Consider the following 12,254-nt stretch of genomic DNA (forward strand, 5'->3'; position numbering starts at 1 on the left):
TGCCGCGACGATGGAGGCGGACGACAGGGCGACACAGGCGGCGGCAACGCGGAAGCGGCTGAACATACCTGTTACGACGGCCGGTCGCGGAACGGTTTCGCGGCGCGGTTCCGGCCCGGCGTGATTTCGCCTCCACCGCAGTCTTTTGTCGCCCGTCCGGTGACCTGCGGCCGCGGGGGCGACCCCCTCCCACCAGCTAAGTCATTCAACCGTAGCCGCTTGGGTTCGCGCTCCGCCGGCGCGCCGCTTTGCAGAGGTGGCGGCCGGCCGGCGATCTGGCAGCAAGGCGCCAGTGTGCCCGGGTCCAGCAGAAAGGACTGACCGATCATGAAGCGTCACGCGGCTCGCGCCGTGCTCGTCGGACTCCTCGCCGCCCTCGCCCCGGCGGCCGCGGCGCAGGCGGCGACCTTCGTCGTCAACGACGCCGGCAACGCATCCGACAGCAGTGCCGGCAACGGGGTGTGCCGGACGAGCGGCGGCGTCTGTACGTTGCGGGCCGCGATCCAGGAAGCCAACGCCAGTTCCTCGCTCGACACCATCACCTTTGCGATCGGGAGCGGCCCCAGGCGCATCAGCCTGTCGTCGAGCCTGCCGACCATCACCCAGCCGGTCGTCATCGACGGGACGACCCAGCCCGGGTTCGGCGGCACGCCGCTCATCGAGATCCGCGGCACGAGCAGCCTCGGCGACGGGATCAAGATCTCCGCCGGCGGCTGCACGCTGCGCGGCGTGATCGTGAACGGCTTCGGCGGCGACGGCGTGTTCGTGTCCGGCCCCGGCGGCAACGTCATCGAAGGCAACTACATCGGCCTCAACGCCGCCGGCGACGCCGCGGTGCCGAACCAGCAGACCGGCATCCGGATCGAAGCGCCCAACAATCGGATCGGCGGGCGCCAGGTCTCTCAGCGGAACGTGATCTCCGGCAACACCGGCCGCGACATCATGGGCGGTCTGATGATTTACGGCGCGTCGGCGGCCAACAATGTCGTGCAGGGGAATTTCATCGGTCTCGACGCGACCGGGATGTTCCCGCTGGGCAACGAAGGGCGCGGGGTCGCCGTCCACGACGCGCCGGGGAACTTCATCGGCGGCCTCGAACCTGGCGCGGGCAACCTCATCGCCGGCAACCGGGCAACGGGCGTCAGGCTCTGGGGCAAGGCGGACGGCAACTACGTCCTCGGCAACTGGATCGGCACCAACAAACTCGGCGAGACGAGTATCGGCCTGTGGCCCGAGCCCGGCACGCTGAGCAACGCGCGCGGCGTCCAGATGCGCTCCGACAACAACATCGTCGCCTACAACTACATCGCGGGGAACACCTACGAAGGAGTGCTCTTCTACGACGGCTTCATGAAGGACTTCAATACGGAGGCGACGGCGAGCAACAACCTGATCTACGCCAACACGATCACCAATAACGGCATGTTCCCCTTCGGACCGGACGGCCCGGGCGGCGGCATCCTCGTTGGCTTCGGCACCGGCAACCGGTTCATCGCCAACTCCGTCTACGACAACCTCGCATTCGGCATCAACAATCAGTACCGCGAGTGGGACAACGTCGACGCAAACGATCATCTCGACGCGGACACCGGCGGCAACAACCGGCAGAACTTTCCCGCGGTGACGTGGTCGTCGAACGCCGGCGGCCGGACGACGGTGGCGGGCGGACTCCACTCCACGCCCAACTCGAACTTCCTGGTCCAGTTCTTCGCCAGTCCGGCGTGCGACCCGTCCGGATTCGGCGAGGGTCAGTATTACCTCGGGTCCACGACAGTGGCGACCGACGCCAGCGGCGACGGGACGTTCCTCAACGTCGCGCTCCCGTACCTCGTCCCGGCTGGATGGGTGCTGACGTCGACCGCGACGGCGGCCAACGGCGACACGTCGGAGTTTTCCGCCTGCTACGTCGTCAAATAGCGGGCGGGGGTTTGTTCTCGAGGTCGCTCAGCATCCTCTTGAACGCCGGATCGCCTCTCAGCGGCTCCAGCAGCGGGTCGCGCGCAAGGCAGGGGCCGCACGGCAGCCCGCTGTCGACCGCGCGCTGCAGCCAGGTGAGCGCGTTCCGGCGATCGCCGAGCTGCGCGTACGCCGCGCCGAGACTGTAGGCGACGTGGTGATCCATGTACGCGCCGCGGACGATGGCGGCGATGCGCTCGCGCGCCGGCGCGGTGAGGCCGGCCGCCGCTTCGACGGAGGCGAGCGAGGCCTGCGCGCGGACGTCGGGCTTGCCGCCCCGCATCACTGACGCGAGCACGTCGCGCGCGCCTGCGGCGTCGCCAGAGTAGTAGCGCGCGAGGCCCAGGTAATGCCGGGCCGCCGGCACGTCCGTTTCCCGCACCAGCCGGTTCGCGGCGGCGAGCGCCGCGGCGTAGTCGCCGCGGGCGATGAGAATCGCGGCCTCGATCCGCGCGATCTCGACGTTCGATCCGGGATTCAGCGTGCGCGCGAGGCGCGCCTCGTCGGCCGCGTCGTCGAAGCGGCCGAGATGATACAGCGCACGCATCCTGACGACGTGCGCGAGGTCGAGCGAGGGATCGAGCGCCAGCGCGGTGCGCGTGCCGTCGAGGACGGCCTTCCAGTTGAATCCGCCGTACAACGTGCCGGCGGCGCTCGCGATCGCGAGCTGCGCGTCCGCGAGCAGCGGATCCTGCGCCAGCGCCAGGTGTGCCTCGTCGTCCGCCCGCCTGCCCCACGCCAGCGCCTCGCTCTCGTAGGCATACCGCACGCTGAACCACGCCGCCGCGGTGGCCATTCCCGCGTGGGCCAGCGCATAGCGCTCGTCCAGCGCCACCGCCTGCTCGAAATAGCGGAGCGCCTCGCGCATCCGCGGATCCGTGTAGCTGACGAGCAGCGCCCGGCCGCGGAGATACAGATCGTAGGCCTCCGGGTTCTCGGTGTACCGGCGGTGGAGACGGGCGCGCTCGGGCGGCGACAGGTGCACGCCAAGGGCGGCGGCAATCTGCCCGGCGATGTGGTCCTCGATCACGAGCAGCGCGCCCCGAGGCTCGTCGTACGCGCGGCCCCACACGACGATCCCGTTCGCGTCGACGAGCTGCACCCGGAAGCGATACGAGCTGTCGCTGGGCTGAATCGTGCCGATCAGAAGGTATTGCACGCCCAGGGCGGATGCGATGCTCGCCGGAGCGATCTGGGCGTCGCGGTAGGGAAGCACGGCCGGCGTCGCGCGCAGGGCGAGCCGTCCGGTGCCGGCGAGCCGCGTGATGATCGCGTCAGCAATCGCCACGCCGACGTATGACATGTCGCCGGCCGCCGTGCCCGGGAGCACCCGGAACGGCAGGACGGCGAGCTGGGCTGGCCGTTGGCGTTCCTGCGCCGGAGCCGTCAGTCCCTGCCGGTACGCGAACCACACACCGGCGGCCGCCGAGAGGATCACCACCGTGGCAAGCAGCCGGCCGACCGCGCGGTTTGCCCGCGCGACCGGTGGTGGCGGCGCCGGCGGCGTTCTCACCAGCCCCGCCGCGTTCAGATCGGCGGTGACGACCGTCACCGGCGCGATGAACCGATAACCGCGCCGGGCCAGGGTTTCGACGAAACGCGGTGCATCCGCCGAGTCGCCGAGCGCCTTCCGCACCTTCTTGATCGCGGTGTTCAGCCCGTGCTCGAAATCGACGAAGGTGTCGGTTCCCCACAGCCGCTCCCGAAGCTCGTCGCGGGTCGCGATCTGCCCGGGTCGCGCCAGCAGGGCGGCGAGCACCTGCCGCGGCTTTTCCTGCAGCGGGATGCGGACGCCGTCCAGGTACAGCTCGCCCTGATCCTGGTCGAACTCGAACCGCTCGAATCGAAGCCGCATGCCGCGTTCCCGACACAGTTCACCACGAATTCACCTCCCGTGCATCGCCTGGTTGGTCCGCGCCGGACAACAGTGCGGGACTCAGGAGGGGCTATGAAACCCGCAGGATTGTTGCTGATTCTCGGGATCTCGACGGCGGCCGGCGTCCTGGCGGACGGCGAGCGGGCCGTCAACGGAACGGTGTGGACGGCAAACCGGGGCGCGCACAGCATCGCCGCGTTCGACGCCGCCACCGGTGACCTGATTCGAACCGTCCCCATGGCGGCCGCGTCGCAGCCCGGCGACCTGGCGTATGCCAAGGGGAAAGTCTACGTGGCGGAGGAATTTGGCACACCGCCAGCAGTCGCCATCATCGATGCCGACACCGGCGCCATACTGCATCGCATTACCTTCGCCGCGGGCGCCCGCCCGCACCACGTCCACGCCAGCACCGGCGGCAAGCTGGTGGCGGTGGGGCTGTTCGGAACCGACCGGGTCGCGGTCATCGATACGCTCGACGACGTAGTGATTGGCGAGTGGGACAGCAACACCGCCACGACATCCGGACGCATTCATGCCGGTGTGTTCTCGCCCGACGGCAACCTGCTCTACCTGGCGAACGAGGGCGCGGGAGAACTGGTGGCGATGGACCCACGTTCGGGCGCGGTTCTCTGGCGCCTCGCGATTCCGCAGATTCACGAGCTCGTCGTGACTCACGACGGCAAGACGGGTTACGTCACGCGGCGTACCGCCAATCGCCTCGCCGTGGTGGACCTGGAGACGCCGAGCTACGCCGACATCCTGACGCTCGGGCTGCCCGATACGCTGTCGTTGTCTGCGAACGAAAAGCTGCTCACCGTCGGCTTGCGCGTCGCACCGGCGCGGCTCGCGGTGATCGACACCGAGTCCCTGGCCGTGACGCTCGTCCCGCTCAGCGCCGCCGACGAATCCAATACGATCGCCGGACACCAGTGGACCGCGCCGAGCGGGCGATTCACGTTCGTGTCATTCGAAGGCGGCGCCCAGCCCGGGCTGGCGGTCGTCGATCATCAGGCAGGACACGCCGTCGTGCAGAGGCTTCCTTACAGCGGGCGGCCGCACGGCATGGACTACTCACCGAAGTGAGTGCGCCTGTTGCACCCGCGTCTTACGCGACGTTGCTGACGTCCAGCTTGCGGATGTCGTCGATGCCGTAGCGCAGCATGGCGAGGCGTTCGAGTCCGTAGCCGACGCCGACCGCGGTGTGCACAGCAGGATCGCCGCCGAGGTGCCCGACCACGCGATCGGTGAAGACGCCGAACGCAAGCACTTCCCACCACCGGCCGTGCTGCTCGACGTCGATGTCGAACGCTTCGCTGCACATCGCGTACGACGTCGGCGCGATCCGCACGGGCAGCCCGGGCATCGTCGCGTCGACGGACTGCAGGACGCGCGACATGATCTGCCACTTGTCGAGCCGATCGCGCCGATCGAGGCAGAACACTTCCGCCTGGTGGAACGCCTCGAGATGGGTCGAGTCCGGTTCGCAGACGCGGTAGGTCTTCCCGGTCGAGAAGATGCGGAGCGGCGTCCCTTCGAACCGGACGTTCATCAGGAGCGGCAGCGTCAGGTCATAACGCAGGATCCGGCGGTCGTCGATGCGATGCAGCTCGCGGACGTCCACGTAGACCGCGTCGCGCGCGATCGTCCGCTCCGCCTCCGCCCAGTCCACGACCTCGGGCAGCTCGCGCGGCTCGAAGTCGGGGAACACCGCACGCACGGCCTCCAGCACGATGGCCACGGGGTTCTCCGGCAGCTCGGTGAGCTGCGGCCGCGCCAGCAGCTCCACGATTTTCGCCGGCATGTCCCCGGGCAGCCGATCGAGGTCGAGCACGCGCCGTTCGGTCATCTCCATCTCCTTCCGCAGCTTGTCGCGAATGCGCTGCAGCCGCTTGCGCATGGCGGTCTCGTCGATGCCCGCATCCGCCGCCAGACGCGCCGTGTTCCAGTCGCCGTGGTAACGGCGATCGCACAGGCGGCGCTCTTCGCGCGTGAGTGTCAGCAGCGCCCGGGCGAGACGCAGACGCTTCGCCTCGGACCACCGTTCTTCCTGCTCGTCGAGGATGGGCACGTCCGGGGCGTCCTCCAGCTGGAGGAACGTATGGCGGCGCGCGCGCCGCGTGTTCAGGGCCGTCGTGATCACAACGCGCCGGAACCATCCGGGGAATGCGGCGGCGTCCTCGAGGTCCGAGAGCCGCCGGAACGCGACGAGGTAGGCTTCCTGGACCGCGTCCTGGGCCAGGCCGGCGTCACGCAGGACGTTGTACGCCAGCGCGAAGGCCATCCGCTGGGTCAGGCGGACGACGTCCCCGAAGGCGTCGACATCGCCCCTTCGGGCCCGTTGGACGAACTGGGTGAGCGGCTCCACGCGATCCACGCTACTGACGAGAAGACACCAGTGGCGGCCGAACGTGACGGACTCCCCCCGAGCCGCCGGCTAGCCTATCTGCGCCAGGGCGCGGTCGACGATATCGAAGCCGTGGCGCAGCTCTTCCTCCGTGATGGTCAGCGGCGGGTTGGCGAAAAAGTAGTTGAAGCGGACGAAGGTGTAGAGCCCCTCTTCGCGGAAGATGCGGCGCAGGTGATTCATCGGCTCTGACGTGCCGTTGAACGGCGCGAGCGGCTCCATCGACTCGCGATCCTTCACCAGCTCGACGATGCCGAAGAGGCCGATCGAGCGGACGGCGCCGACGATCGCGTGCCGCGACTGGAGCTGCGCCAGAAGGTCCTTCATCACGCCGCCCATCTTCCGCGCGGCTTCGATCAGGTTGTCGTCTTCGTACACCTTCAACGTCGCGAGCGCGGTGGCGCAGCCGAGCGGGTGGCTGTTGTAGGTGAGGCCGCCGAAGAACACCCGGTCCTTGAAGTGATCGGCGATGACGCGCCGCATGCCGACGGCGCCGAGCGGAACGTAGGCGCTCGTCAGCCCTTTGGCCATCGTGATCAGATCGGGCACGACCCGCCAGTGATCGACCGCGAACCATTCCCCGGTACGGCCGAAGCCGGACATCACTTCGTCGGCGATCATCAGGATGCCGTACCTGGTGCACAGCTCCCGGATTCCCTGGATGAAGCCGTCCGGCGGGACGAGCACGCCGTTGGTCCCGGTCACCGGCTCGAGGATGAAGCCGGCGATCGTGTGCGCCCCTTCGAGCTGAATCGTCTCCTCGATCCGCGCCAGCGCCGCCGCGGCGCTCTCCCAGCCCTGCTGCACGCCGTGGTACGGGTTCAGCACGTGGACGACCCCCGGCATGCCGGGCTCGGAGGACCATCGCCGCGGATCGCCGGTCAGCATCATCGCCCCCGCCGTGCCGCCGTGGTACGACCGGTAGAACGACAGGATCTTGTGCCGTCCGGTGTAGAAGCGCGCCAGCTTGATGGCGTTCTCGTTGGCTTCGGCGCCGCCGTTGGTGAAGAAGAACACCTCGATGTCGCCCGGGCAGATCTGCGCCAGCTTGCGACCCAGACGGGCCCGCGCTTCCGTCGCCATGAACGGATTCGCGTAGGCGAGCGTCTCGGCCTGCTGCTGGATCGCGCGGATCACCCGCTCGTCGCCATGGCCGATGTTGACGCACATCAACTGGCTGTTGAAGTCGAGATACCGCTTTCCCTCCGGCGTCCAGAACCAGCAGCCCTTCGCGCCGGCGACCGGAATCGGATCGATCGCCCCCTGCGCCGACCACTCGAACAACGTGTGCTTCTTCGTGAGATCGACGATGGTCTGGCCGCTGAGGCCCGCAACCGCAGTGTCCACGGTGTTCATCCCTTCTCCTCCCGAGGGCGACTACGTCCTGACTTCCGCGAGAATCGCGTTCGCGACGTCCTTCGTGCCGGCCCGGCCGCCGAGGTCCGGCGTGCGCGGACCGCTGCCGCCCATCACGCGCTCGATCGCGGCGACGATGGCGTCGTGCCCTTCCCGTGCGCCGAGATGATCGAGCATCAGGGCCCCGGCCCAGATGGCGCCGATCGGGTTGGCCACTCCCTTCCCCGCGATGTCCGGCGCCGATCCATGTATCGGCTCGAACATCGACGGGTACCGCCGTTCCGGGTTGATGTTGCCGCTCGGGGCGATGCCGAGGCTGCCCGATACGGCGGCGCCGAGATCGGTGAGGATATCGCCGAACAGGTTCGACGCGACGATCACGTCGAGGCTGCCGGGATCGGTGACCATCCGGGCCACCAGGGCGTCGACGTGGTACTTGCGCCACGAGACCCCCGGGTAGTCCGCGGCGACGCGGTCGACCACCTCGTCCCACAGGACCATCGTGTACTGCAGGGCGTTGGACTTGGTGGCGCTCGCCAGCAGCTTGCGCGGCCGCTTCGACGCGGTCTCGAACGCGTACCGGGCGATCCGCTCGATGCCGCGCCGCGTCATCACGCTCACCTGCTGCGCGACGTCCTCGGGGGTGCCCGGATGCAGGCGTCCGCCGATGCCGGCATATTCCCCTTCCGAGTTCTCCCGCACGCAGATCATGTCGATGTCGGGCGCGCCGCGGCCGGCGAGCGGCGTCTTCGCGCCGGCGACGAGCCGCATCGGGCGGAGGTTGACGTACTGATCGAATCGCTGACGGATCGGCAGGATCAGCTGCCACACCGAGACGTGATCGGGCACGGACGGATCGCCGATCGCGCCGAGATAGATCGCGTCGAACTCGCGCAGGCGCTCGAACCCGTCCGGGTCCATCATCCTGCCGTGGCGATGATAGAAATCGCATCCCCACGGGAACTCCGTGAACTCGATCCCGGCGCCGCAGAGCGCCGCCGCTTTCTTGACCACTTCGATCCCGGCGGGGATCACTTCCTTGCCGATTCCGTCTCCGGCAATCACTGCTACACGCGACTTGGCCAACGTCTCACCCTTTCACTGTCACACTACATACCCGGCGGCGAGAAGCGGCCGTCGGCCGCGAGCCAGCCGCCATCGACGAAAATGATCGATCCCGTAACGTAGCTCGCGGCATCCGAGGCGAGGAACACCGTCGCGCCGACCAGCTCCTCCGGCTTGCCCCAGCGCTTGAACACGCTCTTGGCCGCGTACGCGTTGTACCAGTCCGCGTTGGCCTTGATCGGGGCGGTCAGCGGCGTCTCGATCACGCCCGGGCCGATGGCGTTGACCCGGACGCCGTGCGGGCCGAACTCGGCCGCGGCGGTACGGGCGAGCTGGACGATGCCCGCTTTGGTGGCGGCGTAGGCGGCCTGCCCCGGCTCGACGACCTGCGATCGGATCGACGAGAAGAGAATGATGCTGCCCTTCTTTCGCGGCGTCATCACCCGCCCGGCCGCGCGCAGCACGTGGAAGTTCCCCTTGATGTTGACGTCGAGCACCCGCGACAGCTCCTCGTCCGTGTACTGCAGGATCGGCTTGCGGACGTTGATGCTGGGCGTGCAGATCGCGACGTCGACGCCGTACCTGGCGTCGAGATCGGCGAAGGCCCGATCGACGGCGCCGGCGTCGCGGATGTCGAGCGCCGCGCTCTCCGCCTGGCCGCCGTCGCGGCGCGCCCGCTCGGCGACGCCGCGCGCCGCCGTGTCGTTGACGTCGAGGCACACGACCCGCGCCCCCTGGCGCGCGCAGCCGAGCGCCACCGCTTCCCCGATGCCCGAGCCGGCGCCGATCACCGCCGCGGTCTTGCCCGTCAGACTGAACAGATCCATCTACACCGCCTCCACGCCGGCCCCGCGCCCGCGCGCGACATACACGATCGCATAGGCGATCGCCGACGCGATCAGGCCGAGCAGGTTGGGATTGAAGATGCCGTACCCGATCCCCCCCGTCGCCACCTGTACGGCGAGCAGTGTCGCGATCCCTGCGGCGATCGCGGCGAGCGCCTCCGGCGCCCCGCCGCGCTTCCCGGCCAGGCCGGCGATGACCGGCACGAAGAGACTCACCCCCGCCAGCGAGTAGAAGATCGCCAGCGCCGAGACGATGGTCGAGAGCTGCACCGCCAGCACGGTGCCGATCGCGCCGCCGGCGACGGCGGCGATTCGCGCCACGCGGAGCATCTGGGCGTCGCTCGCCGCAGGATTGATGATCCGCTTGTACAGGTCCTTCGAGAGCGACGTCGACAGCATGAACAGAATCGCGTCGCACGTGCTCACCTCGGCGGAAAACACCGCCGCCAGGCCCAGCGCCCCGAGCCACGGCGCCATGTCCTCGGCGAACACGGTCGGCAACACCAGGTTGATGCTCGCGACCGACGGATGCAGCACGCGTGCGGCCATGCCGAAGAACACGGGGATGAACGAGAAGACCAGCAGGCAGGCGCCTTGCGCGGCGATGCCGATCTTCACCGCAGCTTCGTCGCGCGCGCCGTACGCTTTCTGCAGCAGCCCCGGAGACAGCATGAACGCCGGACCGTAGATCGCGAGCAGCTTCCAGCCCGACACGGACGTCGCCGGCGAGGTGTAGAACGGATCGAGAAACCCCGGGGGCAGCGCGGCGCTGGATGCCAGGCCCGACAGGCCGCCGACGGCCGAGAGCACCGGCGGAACCGCCAGCGCGAACCCGATCATGAGGACGACGAGCTGCAGCAGGTTCACCCATGCCGAGCTGAGCAGGCCGCCGGCGACGAAATAGATCGTCATCACCACCGCGCCGATCGCCGCGCCGGCGCCGCGCGGAATGCCCGCCACCACTTCGAGCACGGCCGCCCCGGCGATCAACTGCCCGGCGAGGATGAACAGCGTTCCGATCCACACCAGCGCGGCGATGACGACGCGGACCTGCTGGCCGTAGCGATGCTCGAGAAAATCCCCCGCGGTGTAGAAGCCGTGCGCGCTCGCCAGCCGCCAGATCCGCGGGCCGACCCAGAAGGCGAGCACGAACGACGCGAGCCCGGCGGTGCCGTTCCACCACCACGCGCTGAGGCCGTCCCGGTACGCCATCCCCGCGGCGCCCACCGTGGTGCCGGCGCCGATGTTGGCCGCCAGCACGGTCGAGAAGAGCAGCGGCGCCCCCAGCGTCCGGCCGGCGACGAAGAAATCGCCCGAGCCGCGCACGAACCGCCCGATCCACAGGCCGACCGCGGTCAACAGGATCGAGTAGCCGATGAGCAGGCCGAGATGAATGCTCACGAAACCGGGCATCGTAGCATGGCGGCGCGTTTGACAATCTTCCGCCGCTTGGAACAAGTTGCCACAGGATCAATGGCGCCGACAGCCGACCGGGTGCTCGCGCAGGTGGAGGCGCTCGAGGAGGAAGCGGTCGCCTTCGCCTCCGCCCTCATCCGCATCCCCACCGTGAACCCGCCGGGAGAGCATTACGAAGCGTGCGCCCGCCTGATCGGCGAAACGCTCGCCGCGCACGGGCTGGAGATCGAGTATCACGCCGCCGAGGGGCGGCCCGAGCACACGCCGGCGCATCCGCGTCTCAACGTCATCGGCACGCGCCGAGGCCGGGCCTCGCGCCCGCTCGTTCACCTCAACGGCCATTTCGACGTCGTCCCGCCCGGTGCGGGGTGGACCGTGGATCCGTTCGGCGGCGAGGTGCGCGACGGCCGGATCTGGGGGCGCGGCGCGTGCGACATGAAGGCCGGCGTCGCGGCCGCCGTGTTCGCGGTCGAAGCGATCCGCCGCGCCGACGTCGCGCTGCACGGCAGCGTCGAGATCAGCGGCACGGTCGACGAAGAGAGCGGCGGCTTCGCCGGCGTCGCGTGGCTGGCGCAGCAGAAGCGCATCAGCGCGGACCGCACCGATTTCGCCATCATCCCCGAGCCGCTGTACGTGGATCGCATCTGCGTCGGCCATCGCGGCGTCTACTGGTTCGAAGTCGAGACGCGCGGCAGGATCGCGCACGGCAGCATGCCGTTCCACGGCGTGAACGCCGTCGATCACCTCGGCGTGGTTCTCGAACGGATGCGGCATCGGCTGCAGCCGGCGCTGGCGTCGCGCCGCACCGACGTCCCGGTCATACCGGCGGCGGCGCGCCACGCCACCCTGAACATCAACGGCATCGTCGGCGGGCAGCCGGTGGACGGGATTCAGACCCCGTGCGTCGCCGACCGCTGCCGCGCGGTGTTCGATCGCCGCTTCCTGCTGGAAGAGGGATTCGAGCGGACGCGCGCCGAGATCGTCGATCTGCTCGACGGCATCGCGCGCGACCTCCCCGACTTCGACTACGCGCTGCGCGACCTGATGGTCGTCCATCCGACGGTCACGCCGGACGGCTCACCGGTGGTCGCGGCGCTCGAGCGGGCGCTGCAGCGCGTGCTCGGCCGGAGCAGTCTCGTGGCCAGCCCGGGGACCTACGATCAGAAGCATTTCGCGCGGATTGCCGGCGTGCCACACTGCGTCGCGTACGGCCCCGGCATCCTCGATCTCGCGCACCAGCCGGATGAGTACTGCGACGTCGCCGATCTCATGAACGCGACCCGGGTGATCGCGCTGGCGGTCCTCGACCTCACCAGGACCGTCTGCTGACTGGAGG

At 69.1% G+C, this 12,254-nt stretch carries 9 protein-coding genes; 3 read left to right on the plus strand and 6 right to left on the minus strand.

The window, feature by feature from the left end:
* Nucleotides 1-327: 327 nt before the first annotated feature.
* On the plus strand, nucleotides 328-1,917 hold the full coding sequence (locus tag VFK57_16040; protein HET7697224.1) for a right-handed parallel beta-helix repeat-containing protein: 1,590 nt from the start codon (nucleotides 328-330) through the stop codon (nucleotides 1,915-1,917).
* Here VFK57_16040 and VFK57_16045 read toward each other — a convergent pair.
* A complete protein-coding gene (locus VFK57_16045; protein HET7697225.1) occupies nucleotides 1,910-3,715 on the minus strand; it encodes a winged helix-turn-helix domain-containing protein in 1,806 nt (601 codons plus the stop codon). The genes VFK57_16040 and VFK57_16045 overlap by 8 nt on opposite strands.
* Between VFK57_16045 and VFK57_16050 the strand changes: the two genes are divergently transcribed.
* On the plus strand, nucleotides 3,617-4,915 hold the full coding sequence (locus VFK57_16050) for a PQQ-binding-like beta-propeller repeat protein (GenBank protein HET7697226.1): 1,299 nt from the start codon (nucleotides 3,617-3,619) through the stop codon (nucleotides 4,913-4,915). The two genes, VFK57_16045 and VFK57_16050, sit on opposite strands and share 99 nt — an antisense overlap.
* A gap of 22 nt (nucleotides 4,916-4,937) precedes the next feature.
* Here the strand turns inward: VFK57_16050 and VFK57_16055 are convergent, their stop codons facing one another.
* The 5 genes from VFK57_16055 to VFK57_16075 form a co-directional block, all read right to left on the minus strand.
* Complete coding sequence (locus VFK57_16055) at nucleotides 4,938-6,197, minus strand: sigma-70 family RNA polymerase sigma factor (protein ID HET7697227.1); 1,260 nt, start codon at nucleotides 6,195-6,197, stop codon at nucleotides 4,938-4,940.
* Between the two features lie 69 nt (nucleotides 6,198-6,266).
* Nucleotides 6,267-7,592 (minus strand): aminotransferase class III-fold pyridoxal phosphate-dependent enzyme, encoded by a 1,326-nt coding sequence (locus VFK57_16060; GenBank protein ID HET7697228.1) that lies wholly within the window; start codon nucleotides 7,590-7,592, stop codon nucleotides 6,267-6,269.
* A gap of 21 nt (nucleotides 7,593-7,613) precedes the next feature.
* Nucleotides 7,614-8,657 carry a tartrate dehydrogenase gene (locus VFK57_16065; protein ID HET7697229.1) on the minus strand — a complete coding sequence of 348 codons (1,044 nt, stop codon included), beginning with the start codon at nucleotides 8,655-8,657 and terminating at the stop codon, nucleotides 7,614-7,616.
* A gap of 44 nt (nucleotides 8,658-8,701) precedes the next feature.
* Nucleotides 8,702-9,484 carry an SDR family NAD(P)-dependent oxidoreductase gene (locus VFK57_16070; protein ID HET7697230.1) on the minus strand — a complete coding sequence of 261 codons (783 nt, stop codon included), beginning with the start codon at nucleotides 9,482-9,484 and terminating at the stop codon, nucleotides 8,702-8,704.
* Nucleotides 9,485-10,903: a sodium:solute symporter family protein gene (locus VFK57_16075; GenBank protein HET7697231.1), complete on the minus strand. Its 1,419-nt coding sequence runs from the start codon at nucleotides 10,901-10,903 to the stop codon at nucleotides 9,485-9,487.
* 72 nt (nucleotides 10,904-10,975) lie between these two features.
* On the opposite strand from VFK57_16075, the gene VFK57_16080 reads away from it, so the two are divergent.
* On the plus strand, nucleotides 10,976-12,247 hold the full coding sequence (locus VFK57_16080) for an acetylornithine deacetylase/succinyl-diaminopimelate desuccinylase family protein (protein ID HET7697232.1): 1,272 nt from the start codon (nucleotides 10,976-10,978) through the stop codon (nucleotides 12,245-12,247).
* Nucleotides 12,248-12,254: the final 7 nt, after the last annotated feature.

The organism is Vicinamibacterales bacterium (assembly GCA_035699745.1).
Classification (GTDB): domain Bacteria; phylum Acidobacteriota; class Vicinamibacteria; order Vicinamibacterales; family 2-12-FULL-66-21; genus JAICSD01.

Bases quoted from the DNA above. Each gene is read 5' to 3' on its own strand.
- VFK57_16080 (HET7697232.1), top strand. From the start codon at position 10,976: ATGGCGCCGACAGCCGACCGGGTGCTCGCGCAGGTGGAGGCGCTCGAG.
- VFK57_16040 (HET7697224.1), top strand. From the start codon at position 328: ATGAAGCGTCACGCGGCTCGCGCCGTGCTCGTCGGACTCCTCGCCGCC.
- VFK57_16070 (HET7697230.1), bottom strand. From the start codon at position 9,484: ATGGATCTGTTCAGTCTGACGGGCAAGACCGCGGCGGTGATCGGCGCC.
- VFK57_16060 (HET7697228.1), bottom strand. From the start codon at position 7,592: ATGAACACCGTGGACACTGCGGTTGCGGGCCTCAGCGGCCAGACCATC.